The organism is Paramaledivibacter caminithermalis DSM 15212 (assembly GCF_900142245.1).
In the GTDB taxonomy this organism is placed as follows: Bacteria; Bacillota; Clostridia; order Peptostreptococcales; family Caminicellaceae; genus Paramaledivibacter; species Paramaledivibacter caminithermalis.
On record NZ_FRAG01000019.1, the window covers coordinates 35,119 to 54,061 of the forward strand.

The 18,943-nt window shown below is 31.7% G+C and carries 15 protein-coding genes; 13 read left to right on the forward strand and 2 right to left on the reverse strand.

Features of this window, described 5'->3' with window-relative positions:
- The first annotated feature begins 6 nt into the window (after positions 1-6).
- The 5 genes from BUB36_RS09070 (at position 7) to BUB36_RS19685 (ending at position 8,024) form a co-directional block, all read left to right on the forward strand.
- Positions 7-1,026 carry an ABC transporter ATP-binding protein gene (locus BUB36_RS09070; protein ID WP_073149210.1) on the forward strand — a complete coding sequence of 340 codons (1,020 nt, stop codon included), beginning with the start codon at positions 7-9 and terminating at the stop codon, positions 1,024-1,026.
- Positions 1,026-2,024 (forward strand): ABC transporter ATP-binding protein, encoded by a 999-nt coding sequence (locus BUB36_RS09075; RefSeq protein WP_106406495.1) that lies wholly within the window; start codon positions 1,026-1,028, stop codon positions 2,022-2,024. The genes BUB36_RS09070 and BUB36_RS09075 overlap by 1 nt, the downstream gene beginning before the upstream one ends.
- 662 nt (positions 2,025-2,686) lie before the next feature.
- On the forward strand, positions 2,687-4,369 hold the full coding sequence (locus BUB36_RS09080) for a peptide ABC transporter substrate-binding protein (RefSeq protein ID WP_073149212.1): 1,683 nt from the start codon (positions 2,687-2,689) through the stop codon (positions 4,367-4,369).
- 396 nt (positions 4,370-4,765) lie between these two features.
- On the forward strand, positions 4,766-6,454 hold the full coding sequence (locus BUB36_RS09085; protein WP_073149214.1) for a peptide ABC transporter substrate-binding protein: 1,689 nt from the start codon (positions 4,766-4,768) through the stop codon (positions 6,452-6,454).
- 187 nt (positions 6,455-6,641) lie between these two features.
- The gene (locus BUB36_RS19685; RefSeq protein ID WP_073149216.1) at positions 6,642-8,024 is read left to right on the forward strand and encodes a hypothetical protein; all 1,383 of its coding nucleotides are present in this window, start codon (positions 6,642-6,644) and stop codon (positions 8,022-8,024) included.
- Here BUB36_RS19685 and BUB36_RS19690 read toward each other — a convergent pair.
- Entirely contained in the window at positions 7,999-8,166 is a 168-nt protein-coding gene (locus BUB36_RS19690; RefSeq protein WP_165613058.1) for a hypothetical protein, read from the reverse strand. The genes BUB36_RS19685 and BUB36_RS19690 overlap by 26 nt on opposite strands.
- Positions 8,167-8,308: 142 nt before the next feature.
- Here BUB36_RS19690 and BUB36_RS09095 point away from each other — a divergent pair, with 142 nt between their 5' ends.
- Positions 8,309-8,926, forward strand: a complete 618-nt coding sequence (locus BUB36_RS09095; protein ID WP_073149218.1) for a hypothetical protein — start codon at positions 8,309-8,311, stop codon at positions 8,924-8,926.
- A gap of 98 nt (positions 8,927-9,024) precedes the next feature.
- On the opposite strand, the gene BUB36_RS09100 is transcribed toward BUB36_RS09095, so the two are convergent.
- On the reverse strand, positions 9,025-10,584 hold the full coding sequence (locus BUB36_RS09100) for a hypothetical protein (protein WP_073149220.1): 1,560 nt from the start codon (positions 10,582-10,584) through the stop codon (positions 9,025-9,027).
- Between the two features lie 407 nt (positions 10,585-10,991).
- Here BUB36_RS09100 and BUB36_RS09110 point away from each other — a divergent pair, with 407 nt between their 5' ends.
- From BUB36_RS09110 to BUB36_RS09140, 7 genes are all read left to right on the forward strand, one after another.
- Positions 10,992-11,984, forward strand: coding sequence for an AIR synthase family protein (locus BUB36_RS09110; protein ID WP_334293000.1), 993 nt, complete (start codon positions 10,992-10,994; stop codon positions 11,982-11,984).
- A 779-nt stretch (positions 11,985-12,763) separates the two neighbouring features.
- Positions 12,764-14,824 (forward strand): N-acetylmuramoyl-L-alanine amidase, encoded by a 2,061-nt coding sequence (locus BUB36_RS09115; RefSeq protein ID WP_073149226.1) that lies wholly within the window; start codon positions 12,764-12,766, stop codon positions 14,822-14,824.
- Positions 14,825-14,950: 126 nt separating this feature from the next.
- On the forward strand, positions 14,951-15,469 hold the full coding sequence (locus BUB36_RS09120; RefSeq protein WP_073149228.1) for a DUF2179 domain-containing protein: 519 nt from the start codon (positions 14,951-14,953) through the stop codon (positions 15,467-15,469).
- Between the two features lie 330 nt (positions 15,470-15,799).
- Positions 15,800-16,819, forward strand: coding sequence for a GerMN domain-containing protein (locus tag BUB36_RS09125; protein ID WP_073149230.1), 1,020 nt, complete (start codon positions 15,800-15,802; stop codon positions 16,817-16,819).
- Positions 16,820-17,000: 181 nt separating this feature from the next.
- Entirely contained in the window at positions 17,001-17,726 is a 726-nt protein-coding gene (rph, locus tag BUB36_RS20730; RefSeq protein WP_073149232.1) for a ribonuclease PH, read from the forward strand.
- Positions 17,727-17,747: 21 nt separating this feature from the next.
- Positions 17,748-18,353, forward strand: coding sequence for an XTP/dITP diphosphatase (locus BUB36_RS20735; RefSeq protein WP_073149234.1), 606 nt, complete (start codon positions 17,748-17,750; stop codon positions 18,351-18,353).
- A complete protein-coding gene (locus BUB36_RS09140) occupies positions 18,350-18,823 on the forward strand; it encodes a metallophosphoesterase (RefSeq protein WP_073149236.1) in 474 nt (157 codons plus the stop codon). Before BUB36_RS20735 ends, BUB36_RS09140 begins: the two co-directional genes overlap by 4 nt.
- Positions 18,824-18,943 lie beyond the last annotated feature (120 nt).

Below are 18,943 nucleotides of genomic sequence, written 5' to 3' on the forward strand. Positions count from 1 at the left end.
ATTGTTTTGTCACAAAAGTTATTAGAAGTTAAGGACTTAAAAACGTCGTTTTATATACATCTTGGAGAAGTACAGGCAGTTCGTGGAGTTAGCTTTTCAGTAGATAAAGGTGAAGCTATAGGAATAGTTGGAGAATCGGGAAGCGGAAAAAGTGTTACATCTATGTCTATAATGAGGCTTTTACAATATCCTGGAAGAATCAAAGATGGAGAAATTATTTTTAAGGGCGAAGATATAGTAAAAAAATCAGATAAGGAAATGATGGCAATTAGAGGAAATGAGATAGCCATGATATTTCAGGATCCAATGACATCCCTTAATCCTGTTTTCACAATTGGGGATCAAATAATGGAAGCCATCAGAAGGCATCAAGGTCTCAATAAAAAAGATGCAAAGGAAAAGGCTATTGAGATGCTAAGACTTGTTGGGATTCCATCACCAGAAAGCAGGGTAGATAATTATCCCCACGAGTTTAGTGGAGGAATGAGACAAAGAGCCATGATAGCTATAGCTCTATCATGTCAACCTGATCTATTAATTGCAGATGAGCCTACCACTGCTTTGGACGTTACTATCCAAGCACAGATTCTTGAACTTATGAAGGATTTGAAGGATAAAGTTAATACATCAATAATTCTCATAACCCATGATTTAGGAGTTGTTGCTGATGTATGTTCTAGAATAGTAGTTATGTACGGTGGATTAATCATGGAAGAAGGTACTTCAGAAGAAATATTTTATGATCCGAAGCATCCCTATACAATGGGTCTGCTTAAATCAATTCCAAGGCTTGATTTAGGTCAAAAACAAAGACTGGTACCTATAGAAGGAACTCCACCAGATCTTATTAAGCCGCCTGTAGGCTGTCCATTTGTATCAAGATGTCCTTATGCTATGAAAATCTGTAAGGAATATCGTCCTCCATACTTTGAGGTGAGTAAAGGTCATAGGTCAATGTGCTGGCTATTACATGAAAAAGCACCAAAGGTTGAGGTTGAGACAGGTGTAAAAAGGGGGACAGCATAATGAGTGAAGAAAATATGAGAAAAAGTGATATTTTAATAGAAGTAAAAAATTTAAAGAAGTATTTTCCAATAAATAAAGGTCTTTTAGGAAATGATGTTCAATATGTAAAAGCTGTAGATGATGTAAGCTTTTATATTAGAAGAGGTGAAACATTAGGATTAGTTGGAGAATCAGGATGTGGGAAGTCTACAACTGGTAGAACTATCATAAGATTGTATGATCTTACTGATGGAGAAATTATATTTGATGGAGCGGAAATAGGTAAGATGCGTCAAAGTGAAGTAAAACCTTTTAGAAAAAAAATGCAAATGATATTTCAAGATCCATATGCTTCACTAAATTCAAGAATGACGGTTGCAGATATAATCGGAGAGCCACTGGATATTCATGGTCTTGCCACTGGAAAGGAAAGACAAGAGATAATCTATAATCTGCTTAATAAAGTAGGATTAGGAAAGGATCATGCAAGTAGATATCCCCATGAGTTTAGTGGTGGACAGAGGCAGCGTATTGGGATTGCGAGAGCATTGGCTGTTGAACCAGATTTTATAATATGTGATGAACCAATTTCTGCCCTTGATGTATCAATTCAGGCTCAGGTTGTTAATATGCTCGAAGATTTACAAAGTGAAATGGGATTGACGTATCTCTTTATTGCCCATGATTTATCAATGGTTAAACACATATCTGACAGGATAGGAGTTATGTATTTAGGAAAGCTTGTTGAGGTGGCAGAAAGCAAAGAATTATATGAAAAACCTACCCATCCATATACGCAGGCTCTTTTGTCAGCCATACCTATTCCTGACCCAGAAGTAACTAGATCTAAGCAGAGGGTTATATTAGAAGGGGACGTGCCAAGTCCTATAAATCCTCCTTCAGGGTGTAGGTTTAGAACTAGATGTAAATATGCTATGCCTATTTGTTCAGAAGCTGAACCTGAATTAAAGGATATTGGTGGAGGACATATGTGTGCATGTCACTTAAATGATAGATAGTTTTTAGTAGATGCTTTAAAAAGAAAATGTAGTGGGCATGTTTGATCTTACATGCCCCTTGGACCTAATAATATAAAAAATTTCAAATATATATAAATGTTAATACAATTAAAATTTTTATTATATTTATGAAGGATTTTTAATTTTTTTATAGAATTATTGTATTAAATTAAAATGAATGAGTAGGATATTGTTTTATAAGTTTTTATAAAACCTAGTAAACAAGCTTTTCTGATGTTGGTTTTACAAATACTAACATTTAGTAACAAAGTTAATTTTTAAAATCACATGTAAACTTGTGGAGTAGGATACAAAAGTTAATATTAAACTAAACTTAATGTGTGTAGTTAAGTGAGAAACTTGCATAATTAACACTAATAATTTTGAAATACAGTATCTAGGTAGCTTTCTTGACTCTTTGTACTATGTTTTGCACTCTAAAATTTTTTAAATATATCATGCAATTTTCTCAAATATTTAGAATGATGCCTATTAAAATAGGATTAAATTTTTTTGCAAGAAAAATATTCAGATTATTTCATAAGATTAATTTAACTCAACAATTTCAAGTTTTATTAAGCTATTAAGTCAATAAGTGGTATTAATCATTTACCGCTTATATATAAATAAAAAGAATACATAAAAAATTAGGAGGGGTTATTTTGTTTAAAAGAAGTTTTTCATTATTATTAGTGTTGGTTTTAGTAGTAGCTGCATTTGTTGGTTGTGCTCAGAAATCTGAAGAACCAGCACCAGCTAATGATGGTGAACAAGACAAAACTAAAGCTGAAGAACCAGCACCATCTGAAGCTCCAAAGGAACCACAAGTAATAACTTATAATCTTGAAGCAGACCCAGAAACTATAGACCCACAGTTAAATACTTCTGTTGGTGGATCTATAATAATTTCAAATATGTTTGAAGGATTAGTTACTTTTGATGAGAACTTAAAGCCAGTTCCAGGTGCAGCTGAGAGCTGGGAAATAAGTGATGACAAACTGGTTTGGACTTTCCATTTAAGAGAAGATGCAAAATGGTCTGATGGCAAGCCTGTTACAGCTCAAGATTTTGAATATGCTTGGAAGAGAGCCGTAACTCCTGAAACAGCTTGTGAATATGCATATCAATTTGACCTAATTAAAAATGGCACTAAATGTTATCAAGGTGAAGTGCCTGTAGATGAATTAGGTGTAAAAGTTATAGACGATAAGACCTTTGAGGTAACTTTAGAAGCTGCTGCTTCATATATGATAGAGATATTTGGATTTCCAACTCTATATCCAGTAAGAAAGGATATAGTAGAAAAGGATCCTGAGGGATGGTCATTCAATCCTGAAACAGCTGTTTCAAATGGCCCATTTAAATTAGCATCATATACTCAAAATGATGTTATGAAGTTAGTACCAAACGAAGAATATTGGGGAAGAGATAATGTTAAGCTAGATGAACTTAACTTTGTATTTATTACAGAGCAATCTACAGCTTTATCAGCTATGGAAGCAGGAGATCTTGATGGTATTGATAATGTACCAAATCAAGAAATTCCAAGACTGCAAGCTGAAAATGAAGACTTTATTATTGCTCCTCACTTAGGAACCTACTTCTACGTATTCAATGTAGAAGAAAAGCCTTTTGATGATGTAAAAGTAAGAAAAGCATTTTCAAAGGCTATAGATAGAAATGCTATTGTTACAACCGTAACATTAGGTGGACAAGTGCCAGCAACAGGATTCGTTCCGCTAGGAATTATGACTGGTGGAGAAGATTTTAGAAAAGCTGGTGGAGATTATGGTGTAGATCCAATGGCTGCACAGGTTGAAGAAGCCCAAAAATTATTAGCAGAAGCTGGATATCCTAATGGAGAAGGTTTCCCTAAGGTTACACTTAAATACAACACTAGTGAAAATCATAAGAGAATAGCTGAAGCTATTCAAGAAATGTGGAAGAAAAACTTAAACGTAGAAGTTGAATTAGAAAATATGGAGTGGAGAGTATTTATTCCAGCTAGACAAAATGGTGAATTCCAAATAGCTAGACATGGTTGGATAGGTGACTATAACCACCCAATGACTTTCCTTGATATGTTCTTATCAGATAGTGGCAATAACGATGCTCAATGGAAGAATGAAGAATTTGATAAGTTAATCCTTGAAGCTAAGGTTACTGCTGATGAAAAGAAAGCTGCTGAATTAATGCATAAAGCAGAAGATTTAATAATGGAAGATCAAATAGTAATGCCAATCTATTATTATACTCATCCAATGATGATGGGTCAACATGTTAAAGGTTGGTATAGATCACCTCTTGGATCAATGTACTTTAAAAACGCATATGTAGAGAAATAAGATTATAAAAATTGATGGTCAATAGACTTTTATTATGTTAAAAAACTAAAAGCTTAAGGGTACATTAATATACCCTTAAGCTTTTAGTTTTTTATTGTTATTTAATGCCATAAATAGTCAAAAAATGATTATAAAAATAAAAATATGGTGTAAAAAAATAATATGTTACAAAAAATTAATATATTACAGAAACTTAAATATTGAAAAAATTTTGAAAATAAATTATAATAAAGCAAAGTTGTCTTATTAAAGAGGGAAGATTTACTACATAGGCAAGAAGCTTTAACAATAGTTAGTAGCTTAATCCAAACGCATGATATATAGGCTGGATTTATTTAATAACCTATATTTATAGGTTAGAAATAAATTATAAAAAATAAAAAGGTGGGGATTATTTTGTTAAAGAAAAGCTTAGCGTTATTTTTAGTGTTTGTTCTAGTAGTATCAGCTTTTGTTGGTTGTGCTCAAAAGCAGGAACCTTCAAAAACTCCTGAAGAACAGCCAAATGAAACTACTGAAGAACCAGCAAAAGAAGAGCTAAAGCAAGAAGATGAACAAATTTTAACTTATAACCTTTTAGCTGATCCAGATAGTATTGATCCACATAAAGCAACTTCTGTTGGAGCATCAATAATCATGCAAAATATTTTTGAAGGATTAGTAAGAACTAACGAAAATATGGAGCAAGATCCTGGTGCAGCAGAAAGCTGGGAAACAAATGAAGATAAAACTGTTTGGACATTTCATTTAAGAAAAGATGCTAAGTGGTCAGATGGTAAAGATCTTACTGCTGAAGATTTTGTATATGGATGGAAAAGAGCAGTTGATCCTGCAACTGCATGTGAGTATGCTTATATGTTAGACCCAGTTAAGAATGCAACAAAAATTTATTCAGGTGAATTAGATGTAGATGAATTAGGTGTAAAGGCTATAGATGAGAAAACTTTAGAGGTTACTTTAGAGCAGCCTACTGCATACATACTTGAATTATTTGCATTTCCAACATATTTTCCAGTTAGAAAGGATGTAGTTGAAAAGAACCCTGAAGCATGGGAATTTGATCCAGCTACAGCTATTACAAATGGCCCATTCAAGTTAGGCGAATATATCCAAAATGATGTACTGAAAATTGTTCCAAATGAGAATTATTGGGATAAAGATAGAGTTAAGCTTGATGAAGTAAGATTTGTATTTATTACTGAGCAATCTACTGGATTAGCTGCATTTGAAGCAGGAGATATTGATGGTACAGATGAAGTTCCATCTCAAGAAATTCCAAGGCTTCAATCTGAGAGTGATGAGTTCATAATAGCTCCATATCTTGGAACGTATTTTTATTGTTTTAACGTAACAAAAGAGCCATTTGATAATTTAAAGGTTAGGCAAGCATTTGCTAAAGCTATAGATAGAAATGCTATTGTTACAACTGTTACTTTAGGAGGTCAAAAGCCTGCAACAGGTTTCGTACCTCCAGGAATTATGACTGGTGGAGAAGATTTTAGAAAAGCTGGTGGAGACTATGGTGTAGATCCAATGGCTGCACAGGTTGAAGAAGCACAAAAATTATTAGCAGAAGCTGGATATCCTAATGGAGAAGGTTTCCCTAAGGTTACACTTAAGTACAATACTAGTGAAAACCATAAGAGAATAGCTGAAGCTATCCAAGAAATGTGGAAGAAAAACTTAAACGTAGATGTTGAATTAGAAAACATGGAGTGGAGAGTATTTATTCCAGCTAGACAAAATGGTGAATTCCAGATAGCTAGACATGGTTGGATAGGTGACTATAACCATCCAATGACTTTTTTAGATATGTTTTTATCTGAAAGTGGTAACAATGACCCTCAATGGAAAAATGAGGAGTTTGATAAGCTGATTTATGCGGCAAAGAAAGAAAGTGATCCTGAGAAAGCAGCTGAGTTAATGCATAAAGCTGAAGATTTAATGATGAAGGATCAAATAGTAATGCCAATTTACTACTATACTCACCCTTATATGATGAAAAACTATGTTAAAGGTTACTTTAGAACTCCCCTTGGGCATATATTCTTTGATAGAGCTTATATAGAAGGAAAAAATCAATAATTTAATAGCGTGAGTATTAAAAGACGGTCTGTTTTCAATAGACCGTCTTTTGTTTAGTGTAGGGCATTTTTCCAAAAGAGATTCTGACCAAAAGTGAAGGGATTGGATATCTCTTAGTTTTTATTGTATCAATTTTCCTTTCGTCTGAATATCATAAATAGTAACACTACTTTGAGGAGGGAAAAATATGGTTGAACTTACTATGCTTCATTGGATTTATGTGATTATGACCTTGGTAATTTTGATGGTAATGATAATGAGAAGGGATACAATAATTCCATGCATAATAGGTGTTTTTCTTATAAGTTTTATAGCGAAGAGGAGTATTGTAGGAGCTACAAAGGGAATATTTGATTCTTTTATTGTTGCTACAAGTGAACTTATTGGAATAATATTAGTAATATCTTGTATAGTAGCTATGTCGAAGGTGTTAGAAGAAATTGGTGCAAACAATCTTATGGTTAAGCCCTTTGCACAATTTATAAAGACACCTGACATAGCTTTTTGGTTTATAGGAATAGTTATGCTGATAGTTTCTTGGTTTTTTTGGCCATCACCAGCAACTGCACTTGTGGGAGCTGTTCTTTTACCAGTAGCATTAAAGGTGGGATTACCTGCTATAGGGGTGGCAATGGCCATAAATCTATTCGGTCATGGGTTAGCATTATCTAGTGACTATGTAATACAAGGTGCACCTACTATAACAGCAAGTGCAGCAGGTATACCTGTTGAAAAAATAATGTTAAAGGGAACTCCTTTATTTTTAACTATGGGTATAATAACTATAATTATTGCTTATGTTTTACTTAAAATAGACATGAAAAAGGGAAAAATAATAGGTCCTAAGGTAGATTTTGATGAAGAAAGTAATAGAAAAAAAACAAGTAACGTAGCTAAATTTGCAGCAGTAATTGTGCCTATTGCATTTTTACTTGACATTGCTACAATGTTTTATTTCAAATTAAGGGGAGGAGATGCTACAGCATTAATAGGAGGAACAGCAGTAACATTGATGATAATAATAACTATAGCTGAGTATAAGAGGGAATCCTTAGATAAGATAACTAAATTTATAAAGGATGGATTTATGTTCGGAATGGAAATATTTGGACCGATAATACCTATAGCAGCCTTCTTTTATTTAGGAGAAATATCTCCTATTGAAGCAGTTTTAGGAAAAGGGGTGTTGCCATTAGGGTCTCAAGGAATATTATCTGATATGGGTAGGGCTTTATCTTCTATAGCTAAAATGAACAGACCTGTAGTAGCAAGTATGGAAATGCTGGTAGGTGCCATTACTGGAATGGATGGATCAGGATTTTCAGGTATGTCGCTAGCTGGGTCTCTTGCTAAGGTCTTTGGCACAGCAGTTAATGGTAGTATCCCAGTATTAGCAGCTCTAGGGCAAATAGGAGCTATATGGGTTGGAGGAGGAACGCTAGTACCATGGGGATTGATACCTGCTGCAGCAATTTGTAGAGTAAAGCCCATGGATTTAGCACAGAGAAACTTTATACCAGTTATAACTGGTTTAATTGTCACAACTATTGTAGCGATGCTTTTGATTTAGTTTTTATATTTTCTTCATCCTTTGGTCTGAAATAAATACATTCTGGATTATACACATTTGAAGGTGTGGAAACATGGGTTAAAGTACATTTACCATTGTCTTGAAAAATACAATCCTTAATAGTACAATTTATATTTATCATAGTACCACCTCTACCTTGGGGTTTTAAGTTCTATGTGATTCAATATATATCTATATATAGTATTTCACCAATATGATAAATAATTAATTTTATTAGGGTATAATATTAACAAATTTAACAAGACTAATTTAGAGGTGATGCTATGACTGTTCATAAATATTTGGAGATAAATAAAGTTTACCATATAATAAGTGTCATAGATCTTAACAATGTACTTAAAAATGGAATAAGATACGATGACAAAAAAACATATAAATCAAAGTATTATGAATTCCATAACTACATAGATGAATATAAAAACAAAAATATACCTAATTGGGTTATAAGAAAAAAAGCCATATTTGGAAGCTTATATTTTTCTAAAGAGCATATGTTTCATTCTCATACAGCATTATTAGGTATAAAGATTGATCCAAATAAATGCTGGATTGCCAACGAAAATCTAGCAAATCAGATTTACGAACCCTTTATTCTCCATAAAATAGATGAGTATAGTGGGGCTAAGAATTATTTGGAAAATGAGGGCAGTAAGCTTTTATATAAGTATTGGGAAACATCATGTTCATTTAAGGAAAATCTTAAACTAAGATTGGACAAGAATGATGGGTATGATGCAGAAGTATTAATATTTCATGATATAAAGCCCTCCGATATAGAGGTATTATATATAATATCAGATCATAGGATGATGACAAAGGAAGAATGGAAAAAGCATTTTTGTAATGACAAGGGAAATAGAAGAAAGGAAAAAGGTTATTAGGAAATTATCTAGGGTCCTTATGACAAAATTATTGTTCTATTGATCTTAAAGAATCACCATAACAACCTTTTTCTTTTCTCTTTTTTCTTATGCCCTATTTACAGTATTAAATTTCCTTCCATTGCCATAGTTAACATTGCATCAGATGCAAATAGAGCATGTTCACAGCTAAATTCATTAGAATACTTGTTAATTTTTAAATCGGCTTTATTGATTTTAAATCCCTTCTCAATAACGTATGCTTTTTCATGATCTATAATATCTTGAATAATAGATGCTTCGCCATTAGATTTTCTGAACATATTGATTTCTTTATTAATACCAGGAGGAGGAGTTTGGAGTCCTGTATCATTTATTGAAGCATCAAAGAAATTAGTTAATTGATTATTAATGCTTTTTTTCATCTCTGCTGAATTGGTTGCTTTTAGAAGCTTATTTAAAGACCTTAAGACATAGGATATGCTTTTAGAAGAATATTTGATATCATCATCCTTGTTAAGTTTAAATAGCCCCATATTTTCATCCCAAACTGTATTTAAATTTGAATAAATGTTTTCTGATGCACTTAAGAATAAATCAAAATTCGTATACTGAAAACCGTTAATTAGAGCTTCTATAGATTTAAAATGAGAGGCTAAGGAGGCAGCTTCATTTTTATACCTATTTGATAATATAAAGCCTTTTTGCTTTTGTCTTGTATAAAGCTCATCACAGAGACTTATTACAAATGATTTATGCTTTCTTTTCTTATCCAATATATGTAATGCTTCGACCATAGAAGAAGTTAAGCTTGAAAGATTAGCTGTATCAAGCTCAATCATTTCATGTTCATGGCTTTCTAAAATATTGAGTAAATTGAAGGCATAATTTTTAAATATATCTGCCTTTGATGATTGAAAATACCGTTCGTAATTAGAATCCTTTAGGGTTTTATATAAAACTGCATAGGCCCAAAGCATGTAAACTTGGTCTTCCCAGTCTATTTTTTCATTTGTTTCCTTAAGTTTCAGTTCATTTGAGTCAAAAATTAAATTTTCTTTTTTTACAAAAAAACCCTTTGAATTTCTAAGATATGAGTAGGAAAAGAGAGCTTGATTTATTGCTAAATCTAGCAAAATCATACCTAAGAGCTTCTCAGTATATGTAGAATTTTTATTTCTATTTATTACACTATTGTTATATAAGAATCTAGATAAATTTACCTCATTCAAAATTAAAAGACCTTGATTTTTTGGTTTAAGCTCCTTTTTAAAATTTTTATTATTAAGGTCTAGTCCAATATCTATATCTTTCTTAAACTCTGGGTCAAGAGAAGTATTTAGTTTAGCTCCAGAATATATTGCTTTTATGGGAGATAGATTATTGACAAAGGAAAAATCAAAACTAAGGGTGGATAGTTTTTTAGTGTCATCTTTCAGATGATTTTCATCAACGGGTGGACTGATTTCAAGCTCTTTATTAGTCATAATGTTTTTATCAGTTTTGATATTTAACTTACCGATATAGTTTTTAATATCCTCATCGGATAAATTATATTTTACTCCAAATTCAGAAAGTAAGGATAATGTTAAAATATTTGAAAAAGAATAAATCAAGGCTTGTCTATGTATGTTTTCCTTTGAGTAATCTAAACTCTCAAGCAAGTCTTTTACGTCCACAATATCACCACCTCTTTAGAAAATTAAAGAAAACAAAAAGAAAAGCTTTATTGTATATAATATATATATTTATAAAATCTTTCGATATTCTCAGAAAATCAAATAATTTTTCAAATGAGAAACTTGCATAATTAACACTAATAATTTTGGAATACAATATGTAGATAGCTTTCTTGACTATCTCTGCTACATTTTGCACTCCAAAATTCTTTAAATGCATTATGCAATTTCCTCAATTATCAATAAATAAAATGATGTTTTTTAAAATAATACATACAATTGAAATGAAAAGTGAGATATAATGTAATAGGAAAATATTTTTGTAACTTTTAGATGAAAATTGTATACTTGAAACTTAGAATTTCAAGGTTGTAAAGTGTCTTCATACATTTTTGCCTAAAGAAAGGATGAATAAAGTGAAGATTGGGAAATTAGATTCACAATTACTAGAAAAAGTTATATTTAATAATATAAAATTACATAGGAAAGAGGTAATGGTTAGACCAGGTATAGGAGAAGATTGTGCTGTTGTGGATTTTGGAGAGTATGCTCTAATAATGTCTACTGATCCTATAACTGGTGCAGCAAGTGAAGTTGGAAGGCTTGCAGTGCATATAAATTGTAATGATATAGCTTCAAATGGAGTAGAACCATTGGGACTTATGATGACAATTTTGGCACCAGAGGAGACTACGGAAGAGGAAATAGATGAGATTATGAAACAAGCCTCAACTGAAGCAGCAAAGCTAAATGTAGAAATTATAGGGGGACATACGGAGATAACTGGAGCAGTAAATAGGATAGTTATTTCTGCTACTGCTATTGGAAGACAATTAAAGACAGATATAGTAAAAACATCTGGAGCTAAGGTTGGAGATAAAATAATTATGACAAAAACTGCTGGACTTGAAGGGACTGGAATAATAGCCCATGATTTAGAAGAAAAATTGAGTTTGATATTTTCCCGGGAAATGATAGAAAGTGCTAAAAAAATGGTGGATAAGATAAGTGTTGTAAAGGAAGGGATAATAGCTGGCAAAATAGGTGCTAGTAGTATGCATGATGTTACAGAGGGTGGTATTTTAGGTGCTGTTTGGGAGATTTGTAAAGCATCAAAGGTAGGTTGTAATATTTATTTAGATAGAATACCGATAGCAGAGGAAACGAAAAAAATCTGTGATTTCTTTGATATTGACCCATTGAAGTTAATATCTAGTGGAACTATGTTGATAACAATAACTGGAGATAAGAAAGATCAATTAATTAAAAATCTAAATGAAAGCGGAATTGATGCTAGTGTAATTGGAGAAATTACGCAAGAGGGAAGATATATTGTTAGACATGATGAACAGACTGAAATACAACCACCAGAAAGTGATGAGTTATATAAAGTTATATAGGAAAAATGTTGAATGAGATATGTTATAAAATATAGATATTCTAGTAAAACAGTTAATTTATACACATCAAAAATCCTTAAAAACTCTGGATATTTTGATATGTATAAATTAAGTTTTACTATGGGAAATCTATAGATATTCCAGTAAAACAGTTAATTTATACACATCAAAAATCCTTAAAAACTCTGGATATTTTGATATGTATAAATTAAGTTTTACTATGGGAAATCTATATATACTAAGAAAAGGTGTAAGAATTTTTCTTTAATTTTAAGTATACAACATTTTTCCATATTAAATTCTAGTTACATTTAGTTACATAAAGTTGCATAAAATCACACTAAATGATATAAATAGAATTATAGGAGTTTAACCTATTGTGCTAGTTTTCGCAAGAGTTTTAATATTTCCTTTTCGTTCATGTAATAAACCTGTTTTCTTATATAGTTTCAAAGGTAAAAACAGGTTTATAAAAAAGTCTTTTATAAAGCTTTATAAGGTAGACTTTTTGAAACACATAACGAAAATTATATATATAGTTTGATAGGTTTATAATTTCCTATGTGTTATAAAAATCACTCAAATGAAACATTAAAAATCTCTAAGGTGTTAAAAAACAAAAAATCCAACTAACTAGCACAAGGAGTGAGTTTAAGTAAAGACTTTAATTTATACATATCCAAAACCCCTAAAAACATTGTGTATTTGTACATGTATAAATTAATTTTTACTATGTAAATGTAAATCCTATATAATGAAACAACAAAGGGGGCAATAGAATGAAAAAAATTATATCGTTAATACTGGTGATTGTTCTAATGATGAGTATGACGATAAATGGTTTTGCAGCTAAGAAATTTGAAAAGGATACCTTAAGCATTATTGATGGAGCTACAAATAAGCAATATGATGTTTATACTGTTAATCTAATAATGGAAGGACGAGATATAATATCTGATGTCCCTGGGATGTTGTTTAATGACAGAACCTTAGTACCAATAAGGTTTATCAGTGAGAATCTTGGAGCTAAAGTCAGTTGGAATCAAGAGAGAAAAGAAGCTACTTTAAAGACTGAAAGCAAAGAGATTGTTTTAAAAATTGATAGCCCTAAGGTTCTTGTAAATGGTAAGCAGCATATACTTCCAGATAATGTACCAGCAAAATTGATCGGATATGAAGACAACTTTAGAACAATGGTTCCTTTGAGGTTCGTATCTGAGCAGTTGGGTATGGAAGTTGGATGGATTGGAGATACCATGACAGCAACTATAGATAAACCTTTACAAAGAATTAAAAATATTACATACAATGGTTCAGATAAATTCCCTGAAATTATAATAAAGACTACTGGAGAAGTAGCAACTACATCTTTTTTCCTTAATGGTAGTGCAGTTGGTGGGGAAGATAGATTGGTAGTTGATATTCCAAATTCTATTTTAGATAATTCAGTAAATTTAGACATATATGATAGAGAAGTTAAATCAATAAATGCTTTACAATTTGAAGAAAATCCATACAAAACTAGAATTTTTATAGATGTAGATAGAAAAAAGGGACATGAAATAGTTTATGATGATGATAAGAAGGAGTTAAGGATTAAGCTCATTAACTCTGTAAAAAATGTTAAGGTTGACAAAATATATAATGTAGACACTGTAGTGATTCAAACTGCTGAAGAACCAACATATAATGTTATGTTCTTAAATGGAAAAGTAGTTGTTGATGTTCTTGACAGTTTATTAAAGTTTGATAAAGAAGCCATAGATATTGGAGAAGGTCCATTAAAGGGTGTTAGAGTTTCACAATTTAGTCCAGATCATAATTATGAGCCAAATGATAAGATAAGTAGAGTAGTTGTTGATTTAGCGGATAACGCTAGTCCAGATAATGTATACATAGAACATGCAGAAAATAAAATATTTGTATTTGTTGCAGGAAAGCCACTAGATGGAATAGATTATTATAAAGAGGATATTGATTTGGCAAAGCTAGAGATAACTGCCAATAAGGAAGGTATATACTTAAAAAGCTATAATAAAGCTAAAAATGAATTGAATCTAAGGATTTTAAAGGATAATATTGTATTAGACCCATTAAAAATTGATATTGATGATAGTATAGTTAAATACATTAATGTTGATGACAAAAGTAGCAGTGAATATTACAATATAGACATAAAGCTTGCTGAAGATACCAAGTTCCAAGATTATTCAAATAATAATGTTACTGACAAGATAGTTTTTGGCTTTATTAATAATAAGGTGAAGGAATCTAGATTTAAAGACAGACTTATAGTTATTGACCCAGGTCATGGAGGATATGATTCAGGTGCAAAAAGCCCTAATTTAAAAATGAAGGAAAAGGATGTAGTTTTAGATGTATCTTTAAAGCTTAAGAAACTCCTTGAAAATGAAGGATTTAAAGTTTATATGACTCGTGATGATGATAACTATATAGGTTTATATGATAGAGCAACTATTGCAAATGAACTTGGAGCAGATGTATTTGTTAGTGTACATGCAAATGCACATAGCAGGAGTAGTGCAAAGGGAGTTGAGGTACTATATTATCCAAACGATGGTAGAGGTAATAAGACCTTCTCTAGAATAATGCAAAATGCCCTTGTTAGAGGCTTAAATGCAATTGATAGAGGAATAATACAAAGACCGAAGCTGGTTGTTACCAGAGAAACAAAAATGCCAGCAGTTTTATTGGAACTAGGATTTTTAACTAATCCAACAGAGGAAAAATTGCTTTCACAGAAAGATTATAGGCAAAAATGTGCAGAGGCTACATTAAAGGGTATAATTGAATACTTTGATACTGTATTAGTGAAATAGACTGGTATATATCAGTCTGTTTCATTTTTTTTTAAAACTATAGTTTTTATATATACATTTTTAAAGTAAGCATATATAATATAACGGTAACCTTAAGATTTAAAATCAAAAAAGGGGGAAATATAAATGCTACTTGGTTATCTTTTTATTTTTGCTGCAAGGGTCATGGACGTTTCTTTATTTACTATTAGAATGCTTCTTATAGTAAGGGGTAAAAGGCTACAGGCTGCAATTATCGGCTTCTTTGAAGTCATTATATATATTACGGCTCTAGGAAAGGTGGTAAGTGGACTATCGGATTACAGAAATTTAATAGTTTATGCTTTAGGATATGCTTGTGGTAATTTTATTGGTAGTTTAATAGAAGAAAAGTTAGCAATTGGTAAAATCACTGCTCAAATAATATGTCAACATTGTGATGGACAGCTTTTAGCCAAAAAGCTTAGAAATAACGGATTTGGAGTAACCCTTGTAGAAGGGGAAGGAAGGGATGGTAAAAGGCAAATACTTAATGTTATGCTAAATAGAAAGGATACGAAGAATTTATATAATGCATTGGACGAACTAGAAAATAAGCCTATTGTTACAGTTTTTGATATAAGGAGCATAAAGGGCGGATACTTTACTAAAATGAAAAGGAGATAAGTATATAGATTTCTTAAATATAATGTTAAAATCACTATAGAAATTTAAGTAAAGACTTTAATTTATACATGTCTAAAACGGCCAGAAGCGTTGCGTATTTGCACATGTATAAATTAAGCTTTACTATAAACAACATTAACATTTAAAGTAAATTTTAAAGAAAGTAATGAACGTTTCTACATTTTTTCTTTGAAATTTATTAAACCTTGAAGTTGTTTATCTCTATATAAATCCTATATTATTTAAAAAAAGTAAAATAAAATAGACATAGTATTACTACCCCTCTAATATAATTTAATATACAGTTTTGATTTAGGGGGGATTTTTAGCATGAGGCGGAAAAAAGCTATAGCAATAGTGGTCTCAGCTTGCTTGGTATTAAGTTTAGTAGTATGGAAAGGTACTAGCATGCTGAAGACTTTTTTAAACAAAGAAGAACAACAGGTTCCAACACTTATTGAAAGCCCAGAGGATGATCAGAACTTAAGGAATACAGTTTTATATTATAAGGATGATAAAGGATTTCTTGTTCCCGTTATGAGAAAAATACCATGGCCTGAAGGAAAAGGAATTGCAAAAGCTGCTATAAGAGCACTAGTGGATAATCCTGCTAATAGGAAAGACATGGAGAATATTGGGTTGATACCTGTAATACCTGCAAATACTGAGATTTTAGGTATGAGTATAAATGATGGTCTTTGTAAGATCGATTTCACAAAAGATTTTCTAAACTATGGCAATAAAGAAGAAGAGGAAGCAATCGTTAAATCTGTGATATATACATTAACTGAATTCCCTACTATTGAAGAAGTCCAAATCATGATTGAAGGAAAATATCCAGATAAGCTTACATATGGATTAAACCTTACTACTCCACTGACAAGGAAAGATATAAATTATAATGGAAAAGGCAAAGGTAATGGTAAGGTAATAGTGTACTATCAAGGAACAGTTAATGGTATAGAGAATTATTTTGTGCCTGTAACAAAGGATATTGAAATAGCAGAAAATGAATCAGTAACTGTTTTAAGAACAATAGAAGCATTAATAGAGGGTCCAGATGAAGATTCAGGGTTATTTACTGTAATCCCATCCACCTTAGAAGTTAAAAATGTTGATATAGTAGATGGAGTAGCCTATGTTAATTTTAGTGAAGAAATAAAGGAAATTGAAGATGAAAGTATTGCTCAAGATATAGTTAAATCCATAGCATTAACACTTAGTGAATATTATGAAAATGATGTTGCTTTAGATAAGGTAAGTATAATGGCAGATGGTAAAGAAATTGATTTTGGTAATGTAACAAAGAAAGAACCTGCAGCAGTACCAACATTTGCAAATGAGTATTAAACAAAAAAATCCAGGGAGACCTGGTTTTTTTGTGGAAAATTTCAAGAAAATAACTCCGATAGAATATTAAAATCCCTTAAGTTATCCTAAAACAGAAAATTATATTTACTAGCTTGACGGGTTAACATATATAATAGTTATATGATAAAATATATAGGTAAGTAATAGAAGGGAGATAAATATGAATAGAGTTGATGGAAGAAAACCGGAAGATATAAGACCAGTAAAAATAACAAAGGATTATTTAATTCACCCACAGGGTTCTGTTTTAATAGAAATGGGCAATACAAAGGTTATTTGTACAGTAACCGTAGAAGAGAAGGTTCCACCCTTTTTAAAGGGAAGCGGAAAGGGCTGGATAACAGCTGAGTATTCTATGATACCAGGATCAACCCATGCAAGAAAGTTTAGAGAAGCTACAAAGGGTAAGCTAGAGGGAAGAACCCATGAGATTAAAAGGCTTATAGGAAGAGCGCTGCGTTCTGTTGTTGATTTAAATAAATTGGGGGAAATAACTCTATGGATTGACTGTGATGTAATACAAGCAGATGGTGGAACTAGGACAGCATCCATTACTGGAGCATATGTTGCATTGGTAGATGCACTAAATAAATTAGTTGATAAAGGAATACTAAAAGCTTTGCCTATTATAAATCATGTTGCGGCAATAAGCGTTGGAGTAGTGGAAGGTACCCCTGTATTAGATCTATGTTATAAAGAAGACTCAAATGCCAAGGTTGATATGAACGTGGTTATGACCGATAGTGGTGAATTTATTGAAATACAAGGAACAGGAGAAGAATCACCCTTTAATAAGGCTGAGTTAATTAGTCTCTTAAGCCTTGCTGAAAAGGGAATAGATGAACTTATAGGTATTCAGAAAGAAGCGTTAGGAGTTGAAATATAAAAAAACGGTGGTGTGTGAAGGATGAAAATGATTTTGGCATCAAAAAATAAGCATAAGTTAAAGGAAATAAGAGATATACTTAAGGATTTCGATATTCAACTAATACCAATGGATGAAGCAGGTTTTGAGTCGATTGAAATTATAGAAGATGGAGAAACCTTTGAAGAAAACTCTATGAAAAAGGCTATTATAGTCATGAAAAAAACCAATACTATTACTATAGCCGATGATTCAGGACTTGAAGTGGATTATCTAGATGGAAAGCCTGGCGTTTACTCTGCACGGTTTGCAGGAGACAATGCCACAGATAAGGATAATAACCAAAAGCTGCTAGATATGCTACAAGGCCTTCCACTTAAGAATAGATGTGGGAGATTTATATCTGTAATCTCGGTGGCATTTCCTGATGGAAGAACAATTAGCGTTAGAGGAGAGTGTGAAGGAATAATTGGACTAGAAGAAAAGGGTACAGAAGGCTTTGGATATGATCCTTTGTTTATTGTTCCTCAGTATAATAAAACCTTTGCTCAGCTTGGAAGTGATATAAAAAATAAGATTAGCCACAGGGCTAGAGCACTTGATAAATTTAGAGTTGAGCTTGAAAAGTTATTACATAAAAAGTCATGAGAATAGGTTTGTTGAGTGATACCCATGGAGATACTTTGAGTGCTGAAAAAGCCATAAAGGCCATGGGAGATATTGATTTACTTCTTCACGCTGGGGATACATACGCAGATGCTAAAGCATTACAGGATGTTTTTGGTATTGAGGTAGTGGCTGTAAAAGGTAATACTGATTTCTATTGTAATGCAGCATCAGAAACTACCATAATTATTGAGGATAAAAAAATATTTTTGACTCACGGACATAAGTATAATGTTAAATTTGGAATTGATAGATTATATTATAGAGCCTTAGAAACAAATTCAGATATTGTTGTTTTTGGACATAGTCATGTTCCTACACATGTAGAAGAAAATAATATGATATTTGTAAATCCAGGAAGTATATCTAGACCAAGGGGGGGCAGTAAACCTTCCTATGGATTAATTAATATATCTAAAAAAAATATAGATATAAAGATATGTAATCTATGAATTAATTTAACCCGCCAAGCTAGTTTGTATGGCGGGGATTTTAATATTCTCTTTTTGCCTAATGTATAAAAATCTATAAAATAGCAAATAATTATTTAGAAAAATATCAAAAAAATATTG

What these genes read in the sequence shown, in the direction of transcription:
- BUB36_RS09075 (WP_106406495.1), top strand. Translation starts at nt 1,026, where the DNA reads ATGAGTGAAGAAAATATGAGAAAAAGTGATATTTTAATAGAAGTAAAA.
- BUB36_RS19685 (WP_073149216.1), top strand. Translation starts at nt 6,642, where the DNA reads ATGGTTGAACTTACTATGCTTCATTGGATTTATGTGATTATGACCTTG.
- BUB36_RS19690 (WP_165613058.1), bottom strand. Translation starts at nt 8,166, where the DNA reads ATGATAAATATAAATTGTACTATTAAGGATTGTATTTTTCAAGACAAT.
- BUB36_RS09095 (WP_073149218.1), top strand. Translation starts at nt 8,309, where the DNA reads ATGACTGTTCATAAATATTTGGAGATAAATAAAGTTTACCATATAATA.
- BUB36_RS09110 (WP_334293000.1), top strand. Translation starts at nt 10,992, where the DNA reads ATGAATAAAGTGAAGATTGGGAAATTAGATTCACAATTACTAGAAAAA.
- BUB36_RS09115 (WP_073149226.1), top strand. Translation starts at nt 12,764, where the DNA reads ATGAAAAAAATTATATCGTTAATACTGGTGATTGTTCTAATGATGAGT.
- BUB36_RS09120 (WP_073149228.1), top strand. Translation starts at nt 14,951, where the DNA reads ATGCTACTTGGTTATCTTTTTATTTTTGCTGCAAGGGTCATGGACGTT.
- BUB36_RS09125 (WP_073149230.1), top strand. Translation starts at nt 15,800, where the DNA reads ATGAGGCGGAAAAAAGCTATAGCAATAGTGGTCTCAGCTTGCTTGGTA.
- rph (WP_073149232.1), top strand. Translation starts at nt 17,001, where the DNA reads ATGAATAGAGTTGATGGAAGAAAACCGGAAGATATAAGACCAGTAAAA.
- BUB36_RS20735 (WP_073149234.1), top strand. Translation starts at nt 17,748, where the DNA reads ATGAAAATGATTTTGGCATCAAAAAATAAGCATAAGTTAAAGGAAATA.
- BUB36_RS09140 (WP_073149236.1), top strand. Translation starts at nt 18,350, where the DNA reads ATGAGAATAGGTTTGTTGAGTGATACCCATGGAGATACTTTGAGTGCT.